The 24,544-nt window shown below is 42.7% G+C and carries 19 protein-coding genes, 1 tRNA gene and 1 other RNA gene; 14 read left to right on the top strand and 7 right to left on the bottom strand.

Annotation, left to right across the window (positions count from 1 at the left end; translation table 11 throughout):
- A partial coding sequence (locus R2Q85_RS05405) for a hypothetical protein (RefSeq protein ID WP_316810729.1) occupies positions 1-520 on the bottom strand: 520 nt, incomplete at its 3' end.
- Between the two features lie 480 nt (positions 521-1,000).
- Positions 1,001-1,074 (bottom strand) — tRNA-Ile (locus R2Q85_RS05410).
- 54 nt (positions 1,075-1,128) lie between these two features.
- Here R2Q85_RS05410 and R2Q85_RS05415 point away from each other — a divergent pair.
- A complete protein-coding gene (locus R2Q85_RS05415; protein WP_316810730.1) occupies positions 1,129-1,779 on the top strand; it encodes an HAD family phosphatase in 651 nt (216 codons plus the stop codon).
- Between the two features lie 6 nt (positions 1,780-1,785).
- Here R2Q85_RS05415 and R2Q85_RS05420 read toward each other — a convergent pair whose 3' ends face one another.
- Positions 1,786-2,973, bottom strand: coding sequence for a proline dehydrogenase family protein (locus tag R2Q85_RS05420; protein WP_316810731.1), 1,188 nt, complete (start codon positions 2,971-2,973; stop codon positions 1,786-1,788).
- 96 nt (positions 2,974-3,069) lie between these two features.
- Here R2Q85_RS05420 and R2Q85_RS05425 point away from each other — a divergent pair, with 96 nt between their 5' ends.
- From R2Q85_RS05425 to aroC, 6 genes are all read left to right on the top strand, one after another.
- Positions 3,070-3,276: an RNA-binding S4 domain-containing protein gene (locus R2Q85_RS05425; protein WP_316810732.1), complete on the top strand. Its 207-nt coding sequence runs from the start codon at positions 3,070-3,072 to the stop codon at positions 3,274-3,276.
- On the top strand, positions 3,276-4,364 hold the full coding sequence (aroB, locus tag R2Q85_RS05430; RefSeq protein ID WP_316810733.1) for a 3-dehydroquinate synthase: 1,089 nt from the start codon (positions 3,276-3,278) through the stop codon (positions 4,362-4,364). Before R2Q85_RS05425 ends, aroB begins: the two co-directional genes overlap by 1 nt.
- A gap of 302 nt (positions 4,365-4,666) precedes the next feature.
- Positions 4,667-5,500, top strand: a complete 834-nt coding sequence (locus R2Q85_RS05435; protein WP_316810734.1) for a prephenate dehydratase — start codon at positions 4,667-4,669, stop codon at positions 5,498-5,500.
- Positions 5,501-5,555: 55 nt separating this feature from the next.
- Positions 5,556-6,695 carry a chorismate mutase gene (locus R2Q85_RS05440; RefSeq protein WP_316810735.1) on the top strand — a complete coding sequence of 380 codons (1,140 nt, stop codon included), beginning with the start codon at positions 5,556-5,558 and terminating at the stop codon, positions 6,693-6,695.
- Positions 6,696-6,697: 2 nt separating this feature from the next.
- Positions 6,698-7,957 carry a 3-phosphoshikimate 1-carboxyvinyltransferase gene (gene aroA / locus R2Q85_RS05445; RefSeq protein ID WP_316810736.1) on the top strand — a complete coding sequence of 420 codons (1,260 nt, stop codon included), beginning with the start codon at positions 6,698-6,700 and terminating at the stop codon, positions 7,955-7,957.
- A 54-nt stretch (positions 7,958-8,011) separates the two neighbouring features.
- Positions 8,012-9,100 (top strand): chorismate synthase, encoded by a 1,089-nt coding sequence (gene aroC / locus R2Q85_RS05450; RefSeq protein ID WP_316810737.1) that lies wholly within the window; start codon positions 8,012-8,014, stop codon positions 9,098-9,100.
- Positions 9,101-9,118: 18 nt separating this feature from the next.
- Here aroC and R2Q85_RS05455 read toward each other — a convergent pair whose 3' ends face one another.
- Complete coding sequence (locus tag R2Q85_RS05455) at positions 9,119-11,542, bottom strand: thiamine pyrophosphate-dependent enzyme (protein WP_316810738.1); 2,424 nt, start codon at positions 11,540-11,542, stop codon at positions 9,119-9,121.
- A 131-nt stretch (positions 11,543-11,673) separates the two neighbouring features.
- Here R2Q85_RS05455 and R2Q85_RS05460 point away from each other — a divergent pair, with 131 nt between their 5' ends.
- From R2Q85_RS05460 to ssrA, 3 genes are all read left to right on the top strand, one after another.
- Positions 11,674-12,066, top strand: a complete 393-nt coding sequence (locus R2Q85_RS05460) for a DUF1573 domain-containing protein (RefSeq protein ID WP_316810739.1) — start codon at positions 11,674-11,676, stop codon at positions 12,064-12,066.
- Between the two features lie 134 nt (positions 12,067-12,200).
- Positions 12,201-13,403, top strand: coding sequence for a pyridoxal phosphate-dependent aminotransferase (locus R2Q85_RS05465; protein WP_316810740.1), 1,203 nt, complete (start codon positions 12,201-12,203; stop codon positions 13,401-13,403).
- Positions 13,404-13,468: 65 nt separating this feature from the next.
- Positions 13,469-13,834, top strand: a transfer-messenger RNA (tmRNA) gene (ssrA, locus tag R2Q85_RS05470).
- A 277-nt stretch (positions 13,835-14,111) separates the two neighbouring features.
- On the opposite strand, the gene R2Q85_RS05475 is transcribed toward ssrA, so the two are convergent.
- Genes R2Q85_RS05475 through R2Q85_RS05485 form a run of 3 tightly spaced genes read right to left on the bottom strand, consistent with a single transcriptional unit; the run spans position 14,112 to position 17,334 of the window.
- Positions 14,112-15,188, bottom strand: a complete 1,077-nt coding sequence (locus tag R2Q85_RS05475; RefSeq protein WP_316810741.1) for an acetylxylan esterase — start codon at positions 15,186-15,188, stop codon at positions 14,112-14,114.
- 9 nt (positions 15,189-15,197) lie between these two features.
- Positions 15,198-16,286 (bottom strand): SGNH/GDSL hydrolase family protein, encoded by a 1,089-nt coding sequence (locus tag R2Q85_RS05480; RefSeq protein ID WP_316810742.1) that lies wholly within the window; start codon positions 16,284-16,286, stop codon positions 15,198-15,200.
- Positions 16,287-16,290: 4 nt separating this feature from the next.
- Positions 16,291-17,334: an MBL fold metallo-hydrolase gene (locus R2Q85_RS05485; protein ID WP_316810743.1), complete on the bottom strand. Its 1,044-nt coding sequence runs from the start codon at positions 17,332-17,334 to the stop codon at positions 16,291-16,293.
- Between the two features lie 231 nt (positions 17,335-17,565).
- On the opposite strand from R2Q85_RS05485, the gene R2Q85_RS05490 reads away from it, so the two are divergent.
- The 4 genes from R2Q85_RS05490 (at position 17,566) to R2Q85_RS05505 (ending at position 24,544) form a co-directional block, all read left to right on the top strand.
- Entirely contained in the window at positions 17,566-18,147 is a 582-nt protein-coding gene (locus tag R2Q85_RS05490; protein ID WP_316810744.1) for an RNA polymerase sigma-70 factor, read from the top strand.
- 83 nt (positions 18,148-18,230) lie between these two features.
- Positions 18,231-19,358 carry a FecR family protein gene (locus R2Q85_RS05495; protein ID WP_316810745.1) on the top strand — a complete coding sequence of 376 codons (1,128 nt, stop codon included), beginning with the start codon at positions 18,231-18,233 and terminating at the stop codon, positions 19,356-19,358.
- A 239-nt stretch (positions 19,359-19,597) separates the two neighbouring features.
- Positions 19,598-22,975: a TonB-dependent receptor gene (locus R2Q85_RS05500; RefSeq protein ID WP_316810746.1), complete on the top strand. Its 3,378-nt coding sequence runs from the start codon at positions 19,598-19,600 to the stop codon at positions 22,973-22,975.
- Between the two features lie 9 nt (positions 22,976-22,984).
- Complete coding sequence (locus R2Q85_RS05505; protein ID WP_316810747.1) at positions 22,985-24,544, top strand: RagB/SusD family nutrient uptake outer membrane protein; 1,560 nt, start codon at positions 22,985-22,987, stop codon at positions 24,542-24,544.

Here is a 24,544-nt window from a genome sequence, read left to right on the forward strand (position 1 = left end):
CTCTAAACTCATTTAGCCCCTTTTCACCCCTGGCTCTGACAATACTTTCCAAACGTTCCTCAATTTCGGGTATGGTTAGCGTTTTAGATTTCGGCCCTGGTTTACGAGATTCCTGAAGGTTTTCCAGCATCGCCCGCTCAGCTTGTGAAGCCCTCAATTCGGTATTCAAATTATCTCCGTCTATAGGAGCAGGACCTTTCATAATATTCAAAGTAATACCAGGAAATCTCACTTTTCGTTCAGAAGAAGATGTCAAAAACATATCTCCGGTACTAGTTGGCTTAAACTCCAAAGCAGTACGATGGCTTAGCATAATTCCTGGGAACAAATGGCCAATGATTTTGAATAGGTTTCTCCTGATAATGATCTCTGGAGATTCGTCTATCGCCGGCGTATAAACCCTTGGGGCTATCTTTTTGATTTCTCCTGATTTCTCCAATTTAGAAATCGCCCTGCTAATTACAGAATTGCTGGAAGAAAAGATAACATCCTGTAGATGTAAAGGCGTTGATTTATCCATAGTCAAATGTTTATTGCAAAAAATTTAATGCTAATTAATGGTAAACTGCCACTTAAGTCAAAAATCTAATGCTAATATAGCTAAATCTACAAATTTCTAATGCTAATTCAAAATTTGAGAACACCTAAAATTTAATTACCAAATTAACAGAAAACACTCTTTACGTCAAAAAGCTACCTAATTTGAATCCCAAAACCGCAATGCTATTTGACAAATTTTTAATGCTAACTAGACAAAACGCTCATAAAATGTCAAATTTTTAATGTTAACTCATAAATTCCGGCAAATTCTCGACGTTAGCAGACCTCTACTTTTATATTAGATGTGATTTCTATGTCTTTAGTAGACTGGTCAGGACAAATCAGGGCATTAAATCGAGAACTCACCTATAATCTGATCAATTTTTCTTGATCCCATATTTTAGAGAACCTTATAAGGAAAAAAAACCTCAGTAGTTTTCTGTACTACCGAGGTTTTTTGTGGGCCATGATGGGCTCGAACCATCGACCAAAAGATTATGAGTCTTCTACTCTAACCAACTGAGCTAATGGCCCCTGCTAAAATCAATTAGATTTTGCGAGTGCAATGTTACATATTTGTATCCAATTATGGAAACAGTTTTAGCACAAAAAATAAAAAATATTATTTTTGATTACGGCAATGTGATCTTTGAAATTGACTTTAAAAAGGCTCAAGAAGCTCTATTACAACTTGGTATTGACAACAGCCCGGAGTTCTTTGCACACAAAAGCCATCATCAACTTTTTAACGATTTTGAGACGGCAGCAATCTCTCCTTCGGAATTCAGAGCCGGGATACGTAAAGCTGCAAGCAACAATGACCTTACGGATCAGGAAATTGATGATGCATGGAACAGTTTACTGATCGGAGTTCCACCGGGGATTCACGATGTGTTGCTGAAGGTAAAACAAAAATACCGTACATTTTTACTGAGCAACAATAACGAAACACATTACAATTACATTGTAGATTATCTTAAAAAAGAGTTTGGCATGGATGATAACAGCGAACTGTTTGAAAAAGCCTATTATTCTCAGCAAATGTTTTTGCGTAAACCCAATGTGGAGATATTTGAGCAGGTGATTAAAGAGAATGCGCTAGATCCGAACGAAACTTTATTTATTGATGACAGTCCTCAGCACATTGAGGGGGCTAAACTGGCAGGCCTGCATACTTTGCTGATGACCAGGCATCCTAAAGAGCTGGAACAGGTTTTAACTGACCATCACCTCTTATAAGCGAGGTTATATCAGCCTTCTGCGCTGCTTTTCTTTAATGATCAGGCCCAATTCCCTGCTGGTTGCACCAGCAATGGAAGTGTTTTCCTGCGCTCTTCTGAAAAGATAGGGCATAACAGCTTTAATTGGTCCGTAAGGCACATATTTAGTGACATTATAACCGGCGTCAGATAAATTGAAGCTTAAATTGTCACTCATGCCTAACAACTGGGCAAAATAGACATGCGGATGATCGTGCTTAAGCCTATGGGTATCTAACAGCTGTGCCAGGATGCGGCAGCTTTCTTCGTTATGTGTGCCACAAACCAATGCAATGTCATCAATATGAGCTATGCAATAGTTTAATGATTCATTATAATCACGGTCGGCAGCGGCTTTGTCTGGTTGAATAGGCGATGGATAACCCAGCTCTTCAGCCCTTTTGCGTTCTTTTTCCATATAGGCGCCCCGGACCATTTTTACCCCCAGGATAAAACCCTGTGCCCTGGCAATCAGGTGATCGGCTTTTAAATCTGCCAGCTTATCATGGCGGTATAACTGGTAAGTATTGTAAACAATAATGTTTTTCTGATTGAACAAACGCATCATATCGAAGGCAAGCTCATCAATGGTATCCTGTATCCAGCTTTCTTCTGCATCGATCATAATGGGTACATTTTTATCAAAAGCTGTTCTACAGATTTTTTCGCAACGATGTTTCACCTTTTCAAATTCAGCCAGTTCTGCAGTATTGAGTGCTGTTTTTGTATCCAGCTTTTCCAATAAACCAAACCTGCCTATACCCGTTACTTTAAAAACCGTGATGGGAATCCTCTGGTCTCCCGAAGCCCTTTCAATGGTCCTGATGATCTCTTCGCAGGTAAAATCAAAAACAGCTTCCTCGTCCTCGCCCTCAACAGAATAATCCAGAATGGTGCCTACATGTCCTGATGCCAGTTGTTGAATGGTATGTTCACATTCTGCAATGGTCTCTCCGCCGCAAAAATGTTCAAATATGGTGGCTTTAATGATCCCTTTAATTGGCAATCCAATGTTCAGAAAAAAATTGGTGATGGGCGGACCTATTTTTGTAAGGAAGTTACTGCTGATGATTTTAAACAGCCAGTAAGCCGCATTGAGCTCGCCGTTCGATTTATTGCGAAAAGCAATTTCCGTATCATCAAAATTTAATGATTTATTGGGGGGAGTTTCCATTTAAGAATATCAGTTAGTCGTTTTGCATGCAAAAGTATAAATTCCCTTGCTATTGGTGGTAAAACACTTTATAATTAATTGTAAGTTTGCGTTGCAATGATAAAATTTAAATTAGAAGGCGAGTTTATACCCCTTATTCAACTATTGAAAGCAACTGCTTTGGTGCAAAGTGGTGGAGAAGCACAAACCGTTGTAGAAGATGGTTTGGTGAAATACAATGGAAAGGTTGATTACCGCAAAAGGCTAAAAGTCAGGGTTGGTGATGTAATTGATTTTATGGGACAGAAAATAACAGTAATTTAATGAATAAGTTAGACAGCGCGGGCCATAGCATTTATTTTGAAACACAATTGGCTGCATTAACACAGCTTGTTGAAACTGAAAAATACAGCAAGATCTTCGTTTTTGCGGATACGCATACTTCGGAACTATGCCTCCCCATTTTTCGCGAAATGATGGCTGACTTTAGTGGTTTTGACCTGATAGAAACCGATCCCGGAGAAGAAAACAAAAATATTGATTTCTGCATCGGCATTTGGAAAACCTTACTTGATTTTGGTGCAGATCGCAAATGCTTAATGATTAACCTGGGTGGCGGTGTAATTACAGACATGGGTGGCTTTGTGGCTTCTACTTATAAAAGAGGTATCGATTTCATCAATATCCCAACAACTTTACTGTCCCAGGTAGATGCTTCCGTTGGTGGCAAAACCGGTATTGACGTAGATAATGTTAAAAACATGGTGGGTACATTTACCCTACCCCAATCTGTTTTTATTGAAACGGCTTTCTTAAAAACATTGCCTCCACGAGAATTACTTTCGGGTTTTGCAGAAATGATTAAACATGGCCTGATCGTAGATCGTACGTATTACAACGATTTAAAAAACAGCGATTACCTTCAGGTTTCGGCCCAGGCCATTTACCGTTCTGTTGAAATCAAAAATGAAGTAGTTACGGAAGATCCGCATGAAAAAGGCTTGCGCAAGATCCTGAATTATGGACACACCATAGGACATGCAGTGGAAACCTATTCGTTGATCAACGATGCAAAACCGCTTACTCATGGGGAAGCCATTGCTGTAGGAATGATCTGTGAGGCTTTTCTCTCCTCGAAAAACAACACCCTGACTTCCGAAGAGTTAAATGACATCACGGCATATATCAGCAAGACATATCCGGCTTATTACATTAAAGAAGAGAGTTTTAAGCAGTTGATGGAATTCATGCAGAGCGACAAGAAAAATGAGAACGGACAGATAATGTTTTCCTTATTGAACAGTATTGGCAAATGTGATTACAACTGCAGGGTATCAGAAAATGATATTTTAAGTAGTTTTGCCTACTTTAATAAGGCTTACAATGAACAGGATTCTAAAATTCTGAACTAGACCTGCTTATGGTATGCGGGTAACAAAAAAATATTTTTTTAAATTAGCTATTGACAAATAAAATTTTGTTAGTACATTTGGCAAAACAAAATGAGACCTGCGTATTTCATGCAAGCTTCAAACAAAGAAAACAATGAAAAATAGTATCACTACATATTGGTTTGGTTACTTCTACTATTTTAGTAAGAGCCGGGACTAATATGCACTGATATCAGCAAGATAAATGTATACGAAAGTCCCGGCCCAACGCCGGGACTTTTTTGTTTTAACGCAACCAGAACGATAAAAAGGGAAATTAATCAATGAATAAAGGAACAAGAGTAGCAATTCAAGGAATCAAAGCATCTTTTCACGAAGAAGCGGCCTTTAAATTTTTCGGGAAGGATATTCAGACCGTAGAATGTAATTCTTTTAAACAAACCTGCGAAAGTTTGGAGAAGAAAGAAGCAGACTATGTGATCATGGCCATAGAAAATTCTATTGCCGGTAGCCTTTTACCCAATTACACCTTAATCCGGGAATATAACTTTGCGGTTGTTGGCGAGGTATACCTGCCCATTCAATTGCACCTGATGGCATTGCCCGGAGTTAAATTTGAAGATGTAAAATATGCTACCTCCCACCCTATAGCAATTCGCCAATGTGTAGATTTCTTTTACGATTACCCACATATCCAGGTGATTGAGGGCAATGATACAGCGGCCTGTGCCAAACGCATTAAAGATGAACAACTGACCGATACCGTGGCCATTGCCAATACACTGGCAGCTGAATTGTACGGGCTGAACATCATTGAAAGAAGAATAGAATCCAACAAAAAGAATTTCACCCGTTTTTTGATCCTTAAACTGGACAGAAGTGAAGAGGTAAAAGACATCAACAAAGCTTCCATCTGTTTTCAGCTGGGCAACCATATAGGTGCGCTGTCTAAAGTCCTGAATATTTTTGCAGAGCAGCAGGTGAACTTAACAAAAATACAAAGTATGCCTGTTTTGGGAAAACGCAACGATTATTACTTCTATGTAGACATGGAATGGAACAACATGGAAAATTATGATAAGGCGGTACGCCAGGCATTAAAATATACCGTAAACTTTAACATTATGGGCGAATATCAGAAGAACGATAAAGTATAACCTTCTGTAAAAAGTCTTCATAAAATATAAAAACAAAAATTTAAACCCCAACAAAATGAAACTCAAATTGAACATCCAGCCGTTAAATACCTGGCTCAACATCAACAACGAACCCCTGATCATTTCCGGGCCCTGCAGCGCGGAAACCGAAGAACAACTGTTAACTACTGCACACTTGCTGGCAGCAACAGGAAAAGTATCTGTTTTAAGAGCAGGTATATGGAAACCACGCACCCGTCCGGGAGAATTTGAAGGCATTGGCAGCATTGGACTGGAATGGTTAAAAAAGGCAAAAGCAGAAACAGGATTGCCAACAGCAGTAGAAGTTGCTAATGCCAAACACGTGGAAGAAGCTTTAGCTGCCGGAGTAGATATCTTATGGATCGGCGCCCGTTCAACAGTTAACCCTTTTACCGTTCAGGAAATTGCAGATGCTTTAAAAGGAGTGGACATCCCGGTATTGGTAAAGAACCCGGTAAACCCAGACCTTCAGTTGTGGATCGGTGCTTTGGAGCGTATCAATGGCGCTGGCATCACTAAATTAGGTGCCATTCACCGTGGTTTCTCCTCATTCGAAAAAAGCTCGTTCCGTAACGAACCGATGTGGGAACTTGCGATCCAGTTAAAGACTTTATGCCCTGAATTGCCGATCATCAACGATCCGAGCCATATCTGCGGTAACCGCGAACTGATCCCTTACATTTCTCAAAAAGCGCTTGATTTAGATATGCAAGGCTTAATGATCGAATCTCACGTAGATCCTTCAGTAGCCTGGACAGATGCCAAACAACAAGTTACTCCTGCTGCTTTAGCCGAACTTGCTGACCGCTTAACCGTTCGTGAACCAGAATCTAAAAATGAAACCATTACAGATGAGCTGGCTGAATTCCGCAAGCAAATTGACAAAATCGATGATCTGTTGTTGCAAAAATTAGGCGAACGCATGGCTATTGTTGGTAAAATCGGAGAATACAAACGCGATAACCAGGTAACCATTTTACAGGTAAACCGTTGGGATGCCATCATTAAAAAAGGTGCTTCGTTCGCAAAAGCATTAAAATTAGATTTAAACTTTACAGAGAAATTCCTCGAACTGGTACACGGAGAGTCTATCCGCAAACAAACTGAGATCATGAATGCAGGCAAAGCAGAAAAAGGCATTGCTGCTGAAGCACACACAGAAGTTAAATCTTAACAATGAGTAAAAACGCAATTGTTTCTTTTAAAGGGATTAAAGATATAAATGCTGAAATAGCCTTAACCGGCTCAAAAAGCGAAAGCAACAGGGCGCTGATCATCGGCGCCCTGTCTAAAGGCCTGGTTAAAGTAAATAACTTATCTGATGCTGCTGATACCGTAATCCTGAATAACATTCTTAATCAGGTGAGTGGCCATCAGGATACAGCCAGCTGTCTTACTGTAGATGTTGGTCATGCCGGTACTGCCATGCGTTTTCTTACGGCATATTTATCCATTGCTAACGGACTGTTTAACTTAACAGGTTCTGGACGGATGAAAGAAAGGCCAGTAAAGCTGCTGGTTGAAGCACTACAGCAATTAGGAGCCGGCATTACCTATGCGGGCCAGAGTGGTTACCCTCCTTTGAATATCAGCAATGATTTTAAACAGGCAACCAGGAATATTAAGATCCAGGGAAACATCAGCAGCCAGTATTTATCTGCGCTTTTAATGATCGCACCCTCTTTACCACAGGGTTTATCTTTAGAAATAACCGGCGAACTGACTTCAAGGCCATACCTGGAAATGACATTGAGCATGCTGGAAGAAGCAGGCATCAGGCACCGATGGGAAGGCAATACCATCCATATTGAAAACCAGGATTTTAAAGAAAGTAACCTGATTGTTGAGCCGGATTGGAGTGCTGCCTCTTATTGGTATAGTATTGCGGCCCTGGCCGATCAGGCAACAGTTATCTTGCCTAATTTAAAGGAAAAAAGCCTTCAGGGTGACAGTAAGATCAGGGAAATCATGGTCCCGTTTGGTGTACGTACATCAAGTGTTCCGAACGGTATTACTTTAAAATCAGGCACATCGGTTGCTATACAGGAAGTATTGGATTTAAAGGACTGTCCTGATTTGGCCCAGACCATTATTGTATGTGCAGCCGCAAAAGGATTGAACCTTTCTTTTACCGGGCTGGAAACCCTTAAAATAAAAGAAACCAACAGGATACTTGCCCTGCAACAGGAGCTGGCTAAAATTGGTGTGGTTTTAAAGGAAGAAAATGAGGTCTATACTTTAAACTGCGATCAGCTAAGTTTTCCGGAAAAGATAACCTTTGCTACTTATGATGACCACCGCATGGCCATGGCATTTGCACCGTTAAGCTTGTTTATCAAAGAAATAGAAATGGAAGACTACCAGGTAGTGGAAAAATCATACCCGGATTACTGGAAGGATCTTGAAAAAGCAGGTTTTACAGTAAAAGAAGTTTAGCTGAGTAAACGTTATTCTAAATGGTAAATTTAAAATCATAAATCTAAAATCAATATGGCAGGCAATACATTCGGTCAATTATTTCGCATTACCACTTTTGGTGAATCACATGGAGTAGCCATTGGTGTTATTTTAGATGGTTGCCCGGCCCAGTTACCTATCGACCTGGATTTTATCCAATCAGAATTAGATAAGCGCAGACCGGGACAATCAAAAATTACTACGCAAAGAAAAGAGAGCGACACCGTACAGATCCTTTCCGGAACATTTGAAGGGAAAAGTACAGGTACGCCTATTGCAATGCTGATTCCAAATGAAGACCAGCGGAGCAAAGACTACAGCCACAATACCGATGTTTACCGTCCATCACATGCAGACTATACTTACGATGCCAAGTACGGTATCCGTGACCATCGGGGCGGTGGCCGTTCATCGGCCAGAGAAACAGCGGCCCGTGTAGCAGCAGGTGCAATTGCAAAACTATTGCTGAAACATCATGGCATTGATATTTTCGCGCATGTATCTGCAGTGGGTCAGATCCAGGCTCCCAATTTAGATCAGGATGACATCCCGGCATTACTGGCCATAAGGGAAGATAATATTGCCCGGTGTGCGGATCCGGCTACTGCCCATCAGATGATTGAATTTATTGATGGGATAAGAAAAGACGGAGATACTGTTGGCGGAAAAGTGAGTTGCATCATTAAAAACTGCCCGGTAGGGCTTGGAGAACCAGTTTTTGACAAGCTTCATGCCGACCTGGGCAAAGCAATGCTGAGTATTAATGCTGTACATGGCTTTGAATATGGTTCGGGTTTTAGCGGCAGCGAAATGAGAGGATCAGCACACAATGATATTTTCCTGGCCAATGAAGGACAACCTAAAACATTAACTAATTTTTCGGGTGGAATCCAGGGCGGCATTTCTAATGGGATGGAAATTAATTTTACGGTAGCCTTTAAACCGGTTGCCACCATAATGCATAACCAGCAAACCATTAATGCTGCTGGCGAAGCCGCAGAAATTAAAGGTAAAGGCAGACATGATCCTTGTGTGGTACCAAGAGCAGTAGTTATTGTTGAAGCAATGGCTGCATTGGTACTGGCAGATCATTTGCTGAGAAACAAAACGGTCGGGTTATAACCTGACCGTTTTGTTCTTTTAATATATAGCCGGATATTTAGCCGGATTACTTTCGTTCATCATGCTGTACACAGCTTCTATGACATCGTCAACCGAAGGTTTACTGAAATAATCACCATCCGAACCATACGGCGGACGGTGTGCTTTTGCACTCAGTGTTTTCGGTTGTCCGTCCAAATGGTAATAACCTTTTTGTGCCTCCAGGATTTGCTGTAGCAGAAATGCCGTTCCGCCTCCAGGTACATCTTCATCAACTACCAGCAATTTGTTTGTTTTCGCTAAAGATTGTACACAAACCTGATCGGTATCAAAAGGCAATAAGGTTTGCGGATCAACAATTTCAATAGCAATTCCAAGAGCTGCAAGTTCTTCTGCAGCTTCCTCCACGATTCTTAAAGTAGCACCATAAGAAACAACGGTGACATCAGTACCTGCTTTGATGATCTCGGCCTTGCCTAAGGGAACTGTATATTCGCCAATATTTTCAGGCATTTTTTCTTTTAAGCGATAACCGTTCAGACATTCAATAAGCAAGGCGGGTTCGTCCGATCTGAATAAGGTGTTGTATATCCCTGCTGCCTGGGTCATATTTCTGGGAACGCAGATATGTAAACCCCTTAGTGAGCCCAGGATCATGCCCATTGGAGAACCGGAATGCCATACCCCTTCCAGGCGGTGGCCACGTGTTCTGATGATTACGGGTGCTTTCTGTCCGGCTTTGGTCCGGTAAGACAAGCTTGCAAGGTCATCACTCAGGATATTTAGCGCATACAGCAGATAGTCCAGGTATTGGATTTCAGCAATAGGGCGCAAGCCCCGCAATGCCAGGCCAATACCCTGCCCTACTATAGTCATTTCCCGTATTCCGGTATCGGTTATCCTCAACTCTCCATACTTTGCCTGTAAACCGGCAAAACCCTGATTTACATCTCCAATAGCTCCCAGATCCTCTCCAAAAGCAACCAAACGCGGGTCACGGGCAAAATTAGCATCAAAGCAAGCATTTAACAATTCCCGCCCATCAACCATTTTGCTTTGTTCTTCATATACAGGTTTCAGCTCAGTGATCAGCAGCGGGCTTTCAATCCCATCTGTAAATAATTTCGAATGGTAACGGTCCTCGTTCAGTCCGGCCTGATCATTATACCAGGTCTGTAAATCATTCCTCGCAGCAGAAGATTGGTGAATTGACAAACGCAAGGTCTTTCTTACCGAAGAAATGACTTCTCTTCTCTGGGCATCCGGCGTACCGGCCAGGACACTGGCAATTTTCACCAGTACAGGATCACCATTGGCAACCTTATTTATGGCAGCAACAACAAGGTCTTTTTCCGCCTTTATAGAAGCTAAAAACTCATTCCAGGCTTCCTTTTGAGTTTCACGTACAAATTTTTTGGCGGCATTTTCAAGTTCCAGTATTTCTTCCTCAGAGATAATGGCCGATTCCAGCATCCACTTGCGCATCTGAAGTATGCAATCATATTCTTTCTCCCACTCTAAGCGGTCTTTATCCTTATAACGTTCATGAGAGCCTGAGGTAGAATGTCCCTGAGGTTGGGTAACTTCAGTAACATGGATGAGTACCGGGATGTGTTCGCTCCGGCAAACATCAATTGCACGCTGATAGGTTTCGCAAAGTGCGGGATAATCCCAGCCCCTTACTTTATATATTTCGTAGCCCTCGCCTTTTTCGTCACGCTGGAAGCCTTTTAAAATTTCAGAGATATCTTCTTTGGTGGTCTGGTATTTTGCCGGAACAGAAATGCCATAAGCATCATCCCAGATAGACATGGCCATAGGTATCTGTAAAACACCCGCGGCATTAATGGCTTCAAAAAATACGCCTTCAGAAGTAGAGGCATTGCCTATGGTGCCAAAGGCAACTTCATTACCGTTTACTGAAAAATTCTTTAAATATTCCAGTTCCGGATTCTGTCTGTAGAGTTTTGACGCATAAGCCAGTCCTACCAGCCTGGGCATTTGCCCGCCTGTAGGCGCAATGTCCGAAGAGGAATTTTTAATTTCTGTGAGGTCTTTCCAGCTGCCATCCCCGTTTAAGGAACGGGTAGCAAAATGACAGTTCATCTGTCTGCCTGCCGATGCAGGATCAGCCTCTACACTGGGATTGGCATATAACTGGGCAAAAAACTCTTTAATTGTACAAATACCCGCAGCAAAGGCAAATGTCTGGTCCCTGTAGTAACCCGAACGCCAGTCGCCCTTCTTAAAAGCCTTGGCCATTGCGATCTGCGGAAGTTCTTTACCATCGCCAAAAATTCCAAACTTTGCCTTTCCTGTCAACACTTCCTTTCGGCCTAATAAACTAGCTTGTCTGCTCTCTACAGCTATTTTATAATCATTAATAACAATGGTTTTGAAATCATCAAAACTTAACTCCGAAGCGTCGATAGGGTTTGTGGTAAGTTTACTATTTGGCATCATAAGCAATTCAATTATGCGGCAAAGATACATAAAATCTAAAGTATGACTTAACTGTGTATCGTAATTTATATCATGGAATACTTTTTGTTTTATCAATGAAAACATTAAATTTGTTTTAAAACAACATTAAAATGAAAAAGCTAATTCTGTTATTTACGTTAATCTTAGGTATAAGTGTTGCTACTAAGGCCCAGTCAAAACCTGCCGAATTCAAGTTTGATAAAGAGACTTATGACTTTGGAAAAATCCCGCTTAACAAGCCTGCGACAATAGAATTTAAATTCACTAACATTGGGGATCAACCTTTGATTATCAGCAAAGTTGAAACTACCTGTGGATGTACAGTTCCTGAGTATACGCAAACACCCGTTAAAAAAGGAGACTCAGGTGTAATTAAAGTTACTTACAATCCGACAGGAGCAGCGCTTCCTTTCAGCAAAAGCATTACCATTACTTCAAATGCAAAAACTACTACTAAAGTTTTATACATTAAAGGAGAAACTGTAGCTGCCGCGAGTAAATAGTCTTTCAAAAATATATTTGATTAAAACCTCGTTAATCAACGAGGTTTTTTAATTTTGTGCCTTCTTAAAAAAACTAACTTATTAATCCACCTTTAACAGGGTGACAAATTTTGGACTGAATTTTAATTTGTACAATGCCAGACATCTCAGAAAAAGGGCATGTAATGCCCGCTTCACCCATAAGAAAACTAACCCCTTTTGCTGATAAAGCAAAGAAAGAAGGCAAAAAGGTATACCACTTAAATATTGGACAGCCAGACATTGAAACGCCTGAAGGAATGTTAAATGCCATAAAAAATATAGATTTTAATGTTTGGGCCTATACAGCATCGGAAGGCACGTTGAGTTACAGGACCAAACTTGCAGAATACTATAACAAACTGGGCTATAACATTACACCCGAAGATATACTGGTTACAGTTGGCGGTTCGGAAGCGATCACCATCGCAATGCTTACCTGTGTTGACGAAGGTGATGAGATCATCATTCCTGAACCATTTTATGCAAATTATAATGGTTTTGCCTGCATGAGCAACGTTGTAGTAAAACCAATACTGTCACACATAGAAAATGGCTTTGCACTTCCGCCTATTGCAGATTTTGAAAAACTGATCACTGAAAAAACCAAGGCCATCATTATATGTAACCCAAATAATCCTACCGGATATTTATATTCAAGGGAAGAACTGGAAGCCCTGAAAGCATTGTGTTTAAAATATGACCTGTTTCTTTTTTCTGATGAAGCTTACCGGGAGTTCTGTTACGACGGGCGTGAATTCATTTCTCCTGCACACTTAGCCGGCTTAGACCAGCATGTGGTGGTATTGGATACGGTTTCTAAACGTTACAGTGCCTGCGGCGCCAGACTGGGCTGCCTGATTACTAAAAACAAAGCAGTCATCCAGTCCGGATTAAAGTTTGCACAGGCCAGGTTAAGCCCTGGAATGGTGGAGCAAATTGCAGGAACCGCTGCCGTTGACACACCTGACAGCTACTTTGAGGCGGTAAATAAGGAATATACACTGCGCAGAGATACCCTGGTAAAAAGATTGAATGCCATAGATGGAGTTTTTTGTCCAAATCCGGGGGGGGCTTTTTACGTAGTGGCCAAATTGCCAATTGATGATGCCGACCAGTTCTGCCAATGGATACTGGAATGTTTTGATCATGAAGGTGAAACAGTCATGATGGCACCTGCTACCGGGTTTTATTCTACAGAAGGCTCAGGAAAAAACGAAGTCAGAATGGCTTATGTGCTTAATACTAAAGACCTTAACAAAGCTATGGACTGCCTTGACATGGCTTTAAAGCAGTATCCTGGTAGAAAACTGGCATAATTTTCGTATATTTGTCATCCTGATGGTTGGAAAGGATTAGTTAACCACACACCATCGGGACATACGGGGCCGTTTTGGATTTGACAGGGTGAAGCTAAGTATGTTAGCATGCAGTGCGTTGTACGGAGAGCACTTAAAAGAGAACGTTCACACTTTGATTGGCGAAAATAACTACGCCTTAGCAGCCTAATTTAGAATTAGTTTGCTTTTGTCCCTCTGACTGCTGCGATGTTAGGTTAGAATATGGGGCATCGAAATAACAACGCTGGCAATTGTAAGGTATGATACAGTTGCGAGATAAAGTACCTAAGGTGAACGGTTAGGTCGGTTTCCAGCCCGCCAGATCCCTACAATTAATTGGAAAATAAGCATGTAGAAGGCATAATTTATCACACAACTGGACAAGGGTTCGAACCCCTTCGGCTCCACAAAAAACGGGGAAACTTAGCGTTTCCCCGTTTTTTATTGACAATAATAAACCATTCACTATTTCCTACCTTTCAAATGTTGGTCGGCGAAGCTGATGTATTGCTCCCAATCGTACTTAGTAATATCATGCTTACCTGTTCTTTTATGGTAACCTAGTACTCCTGTCCTTATAGGGGTATCAACTGCCGGTGGATTACTATTTTTAAAAGTATCAAAACCATACAATCTATAAATTTCACCTGCATGAAAAAGTGCTGTATATTCTCCTACCGGATCTGCTCATAAATCTTCTGATGCACTTGCTACATAGAGTGGTCTAGGTGCAATTAAGGCCATCAATTCGTGGAAATCTATCGGCAATGACTCTTCCTTATCATTATATTTTTTAAAATTATCAGCAAACCAATGTGGAAAGGAAGTATTGATTTCTTTAATGGTCTCACCAAATTTCCGCCTGGTAATTGCGGCTCCGCCTTCACCGGAATCGTTAGAAATTACCATTGCAAACCGCTTGTCCTGCGCCCCGGCCCAAAGTGCAGATTTACCTAACCTGGAATGACCAATTACCGCAACTTTTTTGGCATTGACTGAGGGGTCTTTTTCCAAATAATCCAGTGCTCTGCTCAAACCCCAGGCCCAAATTCCGATTGCCCCCCATTGCGAGCTATCTGGTCTGAGTTCTTTTTGAGGATCGTACCATTTGTTAAAATCATCAGGCAGCGAATAAATGTCTTTTCTATCCAGCTGCAAGTCTCCACAATAAGCTGTTGCCACACCATATCCGCGGGATAGAATGAGTTCAACATTCCAGCGCCCTTCAGATCTTGCCCTACTTTTTTCATTGGCTATACCCGCTGAATTAAAGCCAGGTTCATTAGCAAATCTGGTCCAGTATTTAGTAATGGTTATCCCAGTGTCTGCATTCATTTCCTGGTTGCCGGAAAAATTGAGGCCTAAAAACACGGGAACCGGTTCTTTGATCTGATTAGGGGTATATATAATGAGGTTCAATTGCCTCGCACTTTTACCTCTTGAAAGCAAGATCTGTACTTCTTTTCGTGTTGCAATGCCATTTAGTGCCTTTTTGTTTACACTAACTATCCGATAAGGGAGCGCTGCTGAACTGGCCATTGTTTGGCCGTATACTTCTTCTGAAAAAATTTTTAAAAGCTCTGGGCGCCTGCTATTTTCCCATTCATTTATGGTTTTGACCTGCTTATCATTGTTTAGTTTCAGCAATGCCGGAAGCGTATACTTTTCCACTTTGCTTTCGTCCTGAAGATAATCTTTTTTTGTTTGCCCCAGACAAAAAGACACCTGGAAGCAGCTAAGGAATATAATAATTGTGTATTTCATTGCTATAAATTATAAAATTGTTTTTAATGTCCTCGCCAGTGTTTCGGCAAGCCGCATGAAACCCAGATCAGTAAGATGGGTTCCATCAACAGACGATTCATGGTCGTTCCCGTTCAAAGTTTCAGTGGGTAAATAATACAACTGCTTCTCTCCATCTTTAAGCAACCTGTTATAGGCAGTTTTAAATTCCGCATTTTGTTGTTTCACCTTGGCCTGCGACTCTAAATCCCAGAAAGCCCTTTCACGGGTAACGCTTTCCATCATCACAATTGGTGTATTGGGCCTCAATCTACGCAGTTTTTTTACAAATGGATAGGTTCTTTCCTTTATTTCCTGAGGGCTAGGATTTGGCACACAGTCCAGCACGTATACATCTGCCGGAATCCTGGCTACCGCTTCGGCCAGTTCAATTTCGATTTTACCACTTCCATTAAAGCCTAAGTTAATCGTCTCCACCTCGAGCTTTCTAGATAAAATTGAGGTATAAGTCATACCCGGACGGGAAGCAGCTGTGCCCTGTGTGATACTAGATCCATAAATAACTATCCGTTTTTTAGGGATGAAATGCTCATCGGCAGGCTTGATCGAGGCCAGGGGATCAATGCCAATTTCCACCTGGGTAGGCTCCGATCCTATAGGTAAATAAAGCCTGTAGTGCGTCATCTTCCCGGCCATCGCCTTTATAATCACATCGGTATTAGCTTCCGATCTGGGTATTCCGATTCCTACATACTGCCAGTATGTGCCATTCCAGCCATATAAGTCCAGCCCGCAGGACGATACAGCGGTCATGGTTGGTATCGTTCTATACTTAGCAATTTTCCACTTCACCGCAATGCTTTTCGAATTGGTCTGAAACATGATGTTTATGCCCGACGACCAATGCGCCAGGACCTGCACTGTTGCAGGCAGGGACATCCGGCCAACAGTATCCACCCGCTGATAGTCGCTGGTATTTAAAGGCCATTGCCCGTTTTTTGTGAGTGTTTGCGCATCAGTATATACATAAGTCGCTTTCGTCGCCTTTGTCTGTGCGGAAACTGCGCTTACCGCAGCTATGTTGAATAGGATGAGTATAAGGTATAGGAGTATTCTCATAAGGCTATGGATATAAATAGTGCTCACCCCAGGTGATCATCAGCGTGGGAGTTTTAAATTTTTTAATAAGTCTGAAGTGTAACCAGTATGGTCCCCGGTGATCAACGGTATGACCGAGTTCATTCTGGTGACTGCTGATCACGAGCTTTGGACGGATACTTTCATCCACCGTCTGCTGAAAATTATCTATAAAGGAATTCACCAGCAAAACGTCTGTCTTTTGCAACTCATGCACTTTTCGTAACCAGGGCAAGTCCCGCTTGGCGTGCTGGTCGCCGGTATGCATAATCGTATATCCCTCCGGCGTAGTTACTGCATAAAGATTGTTTAAGACCTCTCCCTGGTGTCCAGGGTAAACATTCACTGCCAGCATCCGGCCATTTTTTAATTTCAGCTTCGCGCGCAGCAAGATAGTATCTCTAAGCACTTTGATATAGGGCGACTCTCCCTCCCACAGTCCTGGAGGGGTATAAACAGCTTTTTGTTGTGCAGCAAACAGCTTGGCTACCCGAAGATCGGCATGGTCCGGATGTTGGTGGCTCACAAATAATACATCGCAATGATCTGCAATTTCCTTCATCTGTATAGCGTTTACCACCGCTCCTTCGGGAGTTTTGGCCAATGCCCTGATATTGCGCAGCACCAGGTCAAAACCGATGGTAACAGCAGCCGTTCTGATCACAAAACCATGGTTGTACAACTTAATGATCTGAGCTCCCTTTTTAGGAGCTGGCTTCCGAAGTTCTATCAGCGCCAGTTCATACCGATCTTTTATAAATCCCCTTAGCGCCTTAGTCGAATCCAGCCGCGTATCATGCATTACACCGTCGATAGCATACAGCGCCAGCCTCCTTTCCGATGAAGCTTTATTTATCCTCGGGGGATATTTTTTCAACACCTGTTGGATCATTGCGCTCAAAGAATCGGTCTGTTCTTCCAGCATTCCCGGAATGTTGCCAAAATAATTTTTCGGCGCAGATTGTGAAAACCCCTTTAAGCCAAAAAAAAGCATCAATAGTATAAATCCTGTAATTCGGTTTATCCTCATATTTATTTTTTACATTCTATGTCGGGGTACTCGGGTCCTGGTGGTAGAGATTTCGTAAAAATTTAATAATTATAAATTAACATACCCTGGGTACCTTTGCGTCATACAGCAATTATGCTTAGCCACAAATACAATTCAATTCAGGACAATGGCAATATTAAATGTTATAAATTACTTTGTGCGTTTCAGGGAATTAAGTAAATTCGGGTACGGGCACAATAGAACCATTTAATGAATTTATATAGAAATCTTTCAGATCATGACCTGGTTGAGCTGTTAAAATCAGCTGATGATAATGCCTATGAAGAAATATATAAACGGTACTGGGCTATATTGTTTCGCCATGCCTGCAAAATACTACACAATGAAGATGAAGCCAAAGATGTCATACAGGATCTATTTACTGCGCTTTGGACCAAAAGAAGGCAAATAAACCTCAACAGCTCACTTTCCTCCTACCTCTATTCGGCCACAAGGTATAAAATTTTTGACCTCATCGATAAACATAAGGTACGTAGCCAATACCTGGCTTCACTGGAAAGTTTTATACATGAGGGCCAGTGTTCCTCTGAAGATGGCATCCGGGAAAAACAACTCGCGGTTTTAATTGAAAAAGAAATCGCCGGCTTACCGGTGAAAATGAGAGAGGTCTTTGAACTGAGCCGCAAAAGCAACCTCTCCCATAAAGAAATTGCCAAAAAAATGGGGATTTCTGATCAGACTGTTAAAAAACAGATCTATAACGCCATCAAAATTCTTCGTCCAAAATTCGGCCTACTCCTGCTCATCCTCCGGTTTTTTAGTACCAATTAAAAAAATATTTTTTTCATCTACCACCTATGCCATAGCTAACCTATTTATAGCTATAGCAACAGTGCAAATACAGTAATGTATAGATGGAAAATAAAAACGCAGATAAACTCCTCAAAAAATACCTCGAAGGAACCTGTACGCCCGATGAGAAAGCGATCATAGAGAGCTGGTACGAAAAAGAAATTCAGAACAAAATAGCTGTCCCGGATAACGGGACAGACTACCTGAGCCTGGAAGATGAAATATGGACTGAACTGAAGAAAAGAAATAAGAAACAATCAAGACCTGCATGGTACCGTTATGCCGCAGCAGCCGCTGTGATCAGCCTGATCTTCTCTGTCCTTTATTTTTCAGATTTCGGCAGCATCAGGTCGTCCAAAACTACTTACAGCCAGAACAAAATCATTCCGGGCACTAATAAAGCCGTGCTTGTGCTGGCAGACGGTTCGGAGATCGACCTTAATGATGCTAAATCCGGACTGCTCCGTAAACAGGCCGGTGTAAGCATTACCAAAGCAGCCGGTGGCCAGCTCGTTTATGAGATTCTCCCTGCCGCAGCCGATGCTTCTGCGGGGTCTTACAATACATTGGTCACCCCTAAAGGCGGACAATTTCAGCTGAACCTGCCAGATGGCACCAGGGTCTGGTTAAACGCATCCTCATCCATAAAGTTCCCAACCATATTCAGTCCGGCTGAGCGCCTTGTTGAAGTTACCGGAGAAGCTTATTTTGAAGTATTTAAAAACAGACAGCTCCCTTTTAAAGTACAAACTACCAGTCAGCTCATAGAAGTATTGGGCACGCATTTCAATGTCAATGCCTATACAGACGAAGAAAGTACAAAAACTACCCTGCTGGAAGGTTCCGTAAAAGTAAGCCAACCGGGCGATGCCTCTGGAATTATCCTTAAGCCAGGTCAGCAGTCAATCTTACACAAAGGAACATTCAGCACCGCTTCCGTTCATCAGGAAGAAGCTATCGCCTGGAAAAACGGCTATTTTCAGTTCAGTGGCGAAGACATCGGTATGATCATGCGCAAAATCGCACGCTGGTATAATATAGAAGTAGTTTATCATAAAGATTTTGTCAATCAAAGATTTTCAGGCACAATATCCAGGTTTGAAGAAGTCTCTAAAGTTCTCCGGATGCTCGAGCTTACTGGTTCCGTTCATTTTAAGACCGAAGGAAGGAGGATTGTCGTAATGCCATAGCTATACTTTATTTACCTGTTCCCATAAAAAAGCCGGGAGTGCTTGCAACCACCCACCGGCAAAAGTTTGGGAATAGTCTCCTTGATCTGTTACAACAAAATTAACCAACCAAACAATCCAAATATATGAAATTTTACAAGCTATTGAAGCATATCACACCGTATGCTTCACTTGCAGGTCTGCCCGGGAGTGGCTCTTCTCCCGTTAAATTCAGCCAAGCAAACAAAACAAAATGGGTTATGAGAATTAAACTAACATGCTATTTACTGTTACTCGGGTTGATACAGGTAAGTGCAGCAAGCTTTGCACAGAAAGTAAGTTTATCACTAAAAAACACCACATTAGCCAATGTTTTATCCAGTATAAAACAACAGACAGGTTATAACTTTCTGTACAATATAGACATGCTCAGCAAGCTGCCGCATATAGATATAGAGGTGAAAAACCAAGAGTTAACAGCAGTTCTCGAAAAATGCTTTGCCAATCAGCCCCTCACCTTTCTGATTGAAGAAAACACGGTGATCATAAAACCAAAAACAACAAGCGGCCGGATTTTGGCTGTTGAGATTAAAGGAAGGGTAACAGATACCGGTGGTCAGCCGCTCCCCGGGGTAAGCGTTAAGCTAAAAGGAAGCAGCATAGGAGCAACAACTGGGAATACTGGGAATTACGTCATCAAAGTTCCCGACGCCAATGGTACCCTCCTGTTTTCCTATGTGGGATTTGTGTCCCGCGAGCTGGACATTAACGGAAAAACAGAACTGAACGTCACATTGAAAGAAGAGCAGACCAGATTAGACGAGGTACTGGTGGTAGGTTATGGCGAAGTCAGCCGCAAGGACCTGACAGGCGCTGTGGGTTCCGTCAACATGTCTGACATACAACAAGCACCCGTACGGTCATTTGATGAGGCCCTTGCGGGTCGCGTAGCAGGTGTTCAGGTAAACTCTGTCGATGGTCAGCCTGGTTCAAACATCAACATCGTCATCAGGGGCGCAAACTCTATCACCGGCACCAATGCCCCCCTATATGTTATTGATGGTTTTCCTCTGGAAGATTCGGATAACAATGCCCTCAATCCCGATGATATCGAATCTATCGAGGTATTGAAAGATGCTTCCGCTACTGCCATCTATGGTGCACGCGGTGCCAATGGCGTCATCATTATTACCACTAAAACCGGTAAGGAAGGAAGCTCCTCCATTACTTACAACGGTTACTATGGACAACAGGAGGTATTGGAACGAATGGAACTTTTCGACTCCTACGAATTTGTCAAATACCAGTCCGAACGCTATCCAAATACGGTTGAAGAGTCATATTTTAACAGTGCAAGGCCAAACCTTGAGTCTTACAGATCGGTACCGGCGGTAGACTGGCAAAGTAAATTGTTCAGGGTAGCTCCTATGCAGAACCACAGCCTGGCAGTTTTGGGAGGCACTGCAAAAACAAAGTACTCCATCTCTGGCAATATCCTCAGTCAGGATGGCGTAATGGTCAGTTCCGGCTACAATCGTTACCAGGGACGCTTTCGTCTGGATCAGAAAGTAAGTGATAAGTTGACCGTAAGTGGTAATGTGAACTACAGCGCCCTTAAAAAATTCGGCGGCTCACCAGTCCCGGAAAGCGGCAGCTTCCAGTCCAGCGCACTCATGTACAGCGTTTGGGGCTATCGTCCGGTAGTCGGCAATCCCAACGTCGACATCGAAGAGGAAAGTATAGATCAGGACATTGACCTGGTTAATGATAAACGTTTCAACCCTCTTCAGAATTATCAAAATCAGCTTCGTGAGCAGTACACCAATATCTTAAATGCAAATGCCTATGCCGAATACAAATGGAGCGCCTTTAAATTAAAGATCTCTGGTGGTGTAACGCGCTCAACAAGGCGCTCTGATTCATTTGACAATTCACTCACCGGCTCAGGAAGCCCTTTAACACCCCAGGGAATTGCCAATGGCGTAAATGGCGGAGTATCTTATCTGGAAACCAACAACTACCTGAATGAAAACACCTTAAGCTACAATAAAACTGTTGCAAAGCGCCACAAAGTGTCGGCCGTTGCCGGATTTACCATTCAGGGCAGAAGCTCAAACGGCTTCGGGGCCTATGCAACGCTGGTGCCCAATGAGCTGCTGGGCGTATCCGGACTGGATGAAGGATCGCCAAAAAGTATCGCCTCCAATTCCACTTCCAATACACTGGCCTCTTTCCTTGGAAGGGTAAACTATAGTTATAGCTCCAGATACCTGGCCACCTTCTCTTTCAGGGCTGATGGCTCCTCTAAATTTGCTCCAGGAAATAAATGGGGATATTTCCCTTCAGGGGCTCTCTCCTGGCGCATCAGTGAAGAGGAATTTATGAAGCCTCTTAAATTCATTTCCGACGCCAAATTAAGGGCAAGTATAGGGGCAACCGGAAACAACAGGGTATCCGATTTCGCCTATATGTCTACCCTTAACCTGCCAAATTCGGCTATATATGCATTTAACAACGCATCGGTTAAGGGTTTAATCCCGACCGCATTGGGCAACATCAACCTGATCTGGGAAACCACCGTCCAGAGCGACCTTGGGCTCGATCTGAGCCTGTTCAAAAACAGGGCGATGCTCACTGTCGATCTATATCGGAAAACGACCAGGGACCTGCTGCTCAATGCCAATTTACCGCCTTCACTCGGATTTGCCAGGTCTTATAAAAATGTAGGCAGGGTGCGTAACGATGGATTGGAAGTCAGTCTTGAAACCAGCAACATCTCCAGCAGCAAGTTTACCTGGTCCAGTCAGTTCAACATCTCTTTCAACCGCAATAAGGTACTCGAACTCACAGAGAACCAGGAAGCACTGGTCAGCATGATCAACTGGGAAACCAGCTATAAATCCCTTCCCCCATATATGGCTAAAATCGGTCAGCCTATCGGCATGTTTTACGGACTGATCTGGGAAGGCAACTATCAATACGCAGATTTTGATAAACTTCCATCCGGTAAATATATCCTGAGGTCAGAGATCCCAACCAACGGTAATCCCCGCGAAGACATACAACCGGGCGATATCAAATACAAAGACCTTAATGGCGACGGCGTTGCCGATTTGTCCGACTATACCATTATCGGAAATCCTAACCCCGATTTCAATTTCGGCTTTTCCAATAACTTTGCGTATAAAGGCTTCGATCTCGGTGTTTTTCTGCAGGGAGCCTATGGTGTCGACATCATGAACACCAACAGGTTGGTGTTTGAAGGTTTTGGCCGTGCTTCACAGAACATGTTCGCAACCTATATCAACCGCTGGACACCAGAAAATCAAAACAACACCTATTACAGGACACTGGGATACGGACCTGCAGCTTATTCCAGCAGGGTTGTTGAAGATGGATCATACCTGCGCCTGAAAACAGTATCCCTCGGCTACAAATTCCCTTCAAAATTATTAAACAAGTATAGCATCAAAGGCTTAAGGGTGTACTGCTCCGCTCAGAATATCTATACCTGGACCAGATACCAGGGCTATGACCCCGAAGTTTCCGCCTACGATTCGGCACTCACGCCGGGCTTCGACTGGTCGGTATACCCCCGCGCAAGAACATTAACATTCGGTCTTAACCTTACTTTATAACCTCACGTGATGAAAACAAAATATTTACTATCGCTCATCGCTATCCTTACAACCCTTGCTTCCTGCAAGCGTTACCTGGATGTAAAACCTACAGATTTTACTACACCCGAAACCTATTACAATACGGAAAAAGACCTGGACCAGGCGCTCACCGGCGTTTACAGTGCTTTGAATAACAGAGGTACCTTTAGCCGCAACCTGGTCTACGAATTTGCACATGGCTCAGACGAAGGTTTTTACAAACGTTCTGCTGAAGCAGTAAACCCGAGGGTGTATAACCATGATGCCTCAAATGCACTCGTTGCTGAAACCTGGTCTGCCTTGTATGCCGGTATCAACAATGCCAATCTCCTTCTTGCCAATATCGACCGACCGAAAATGGAAGAAAAAACCCGTGGCCGCATCCGTGGGGAAGCCCTGTTTTTACGCGCTTTCCTTTATTTTCAACTTGTGCACCTCTGGGGTGATGTACCTTTGGTCTTAACGCCTACCCTTTCAGGCGAAAATGTCAATAATCCCCGAACGCCACAAAAAGTAATATATGACCAGATCTTATCAGATATGACCACCGCAGAAGGACTGGTAGGGAATATAAAAGACTTTGGTTTTCCAGGGAGGGTAAGCAAAACAGCAGTTCAGGGTATCTTGGCCAGGGTATGCCTGAAAATGGCCGGTGAACCATTAAAAGATGTAACCAAATTTACGGAGGCGAAAGAATGGGCTGACAAGGTTATCAAATCAGGTGAGCATAAATTAGCTTCCGGTTATGCACAAATCTTCATTAACCATACACAAGACCTGTATGACATTGACGAAAATATTTGGGAAGTTGAGTTTACAGGCAACGGATTGACAGATCCAACGAAAACAGGTGGCTGGTTCGCCAAAAAATTCTCAGTCAGGAATACTACTTCTGAACTCTATGGTTATGGGGAAATTGGTACAACTGCTACCCTATACCTGAAATATGACGACATCCATGATGTCCGTAAAAACCGGAACATTGCCACTTACTATTTCAGGACCAATGGAAGCACTGTGCTGTCTGACACACTACAATACGCTCCAACCGCTATTTATGCCCGGGAAACAGGTAAATGGCGGATCCAGGACGAGATCAGTACACAGCGCAGTCCTGACTTTGGTCCAACAAACTTCCCGCTGTTGCGCTATTCAGACGTGCTGTTGATGTTCGCAGAAGCAGAAAATGAGGTGAACGGCCCCACACAGATTGCACTTGACGCAGTCAATCTGGTAAGAGCAAGAGCCAAGGCTAGAAACTTCCTTTCCACAGATGCCCCTTCCAAAGAAGCCTTAAGGCACATCATTCAGGATGAACGTAGCAGAGAACTGTGCTATGAAGGTCTGCGTAAATTCGACCTGATCAGATGGGGTATCTTCATGGACGTAATGAAAGACGTTGAGGCCGACATACTCAACAATGCGCCAAGCAACATGCAATATAGCGCCTATGGCTACACCAACGTGAAGGCGCGGAACCTCCTGCTCCCGATACCATCAATAGAGCTAAGCTTAAACAACAGTATGAGACAAAACCCAGGATTTTAA

The sequence above is a fragment of the Pedobacter heparinus genome, from assembly GCF_032678725.1.
GTDB lineage: Bacteria > Bacteroidota > Bacteroidia > Sphingobacteriales > Sphingobacteriaceae > Pedobacter > Pedobacter heparinus_A.

Coding starts and splice junctions, on each gene's coding strand:
- R2Q85_RS05485 (WP_316810743.1), bottom strand. CDS start 17,334: ATGAGGATAAACCGAATTACAGGATTTATACTATTGATGCTTTTTTTT.
- R2Q85_RS05460 (WP_316810739.1), top strand. CDS start 11,674: ATGAAAAAGCTAATTCTGTTATTTACGTTAATCTTAGGTATAAGTGTT.
- R2Q85_RS05480 (WP_316810742.1), bottom strand. CDS start 16,286: ATGAGAATACTCCTATACCTTATACTCATCCTATTCAACATAGCTGCG.
- R2Q85_RS05495 (WP_316810745.1), top strand. CDS start 18,231: ATGGAAAATAAAAACGCAGATAAACTCCTCAAAAAATACCTCGAAGGA.
- R2Q85_RS05420 (WP_316810731.1), bottom strand. CDS start 2,973: ATGGAAACTCCCCCCAATAAATCATTAAATTTTGATGATACGGAAATT.
- R2Q85_RS05415 (WP_316810730.1), top strand. CDS start 1,129: ATGGAAACAGTTTTAGCACAAAAAATAAAAAATATTATTTTTGATTAC.
- R2Q85_RS05465 (WP_316810740.1), top strand. CDS start 12,201: ATGCCAGACATCTCAGAAAAAGGGCATGTAATGCCCGCTTCACCCATA.
- R2Q85_RS05475 (WP_316810741.1), bottom strand. CDS start 15,188: ATGAAATACACAATTATTATATTCCTTAGCTGCTTCCAGGTGTCTTTT.
- aroC (WP_316810737.1), top strand. CDS start 8,012: ATGGCAGGCAATACATTCGGTCAATTATTTCGCATTACCACTTTTGGT.
- aroA (WP_316810736.1), top strand. CDS start 6,698: ATGAGTAAAAACGCAATTGTTTCTTTTAAAGGGATTAAAGATATAAAT.
- R2Q85_RS05440 (WP_316810735.1), top strand. CDS start 5,556: ATGAAACTCAAATTGAACATCCAGCCGTTAAATACCTGGCTCAACATC.
- R2Q85_RS05490 (WP_316810744.1), top strand. CDS start 17,566: ATGAATTTATATAGAAATCTTTCAGATCATGACCTGGTTGAGCTGTTA.
- R2Q85_RS05455 (WP_316810738.1), bottom strand. CDS start 11,542: ATGATGCCAAATAGTAAACTTACCACAAACCCTATCGACGCTTCGGAG.
- R2Q85_RS05425 (WP_316810732.1), top strand. CDS start 3,070: ATGATAAAATTTAAATTAGAAGGCGAGTTTATACCCCTTATTCAACTA.
- R2Q85_RS05435 (WP_316810734.1), top strand. CDS start 4,667: ATGAATAAAGGAACAAGAGTAGCAATTCAAGGAATCAAAGCATCTTTT.
- aroB (WP_316810733.1), top strand. CDS start 3,276: ATGAATAAGTTAGACAGCGCGGGCCATAGCATTTATTTTGAAACACAA.
- R2Q85_RS05500 (WP_316810746.1), top strand. CDS start 19,598: ATGAGAATTAAACTAACATGCTATTTACTGTTACTCGGGTTGATACAG.
- R2Q85_RS05505 (WP_316810747.1), top strand. CDS start 22,985: ATGAAAACAAAATATTTACTATCGCTCATCGCTATCCTTACAACCCTT.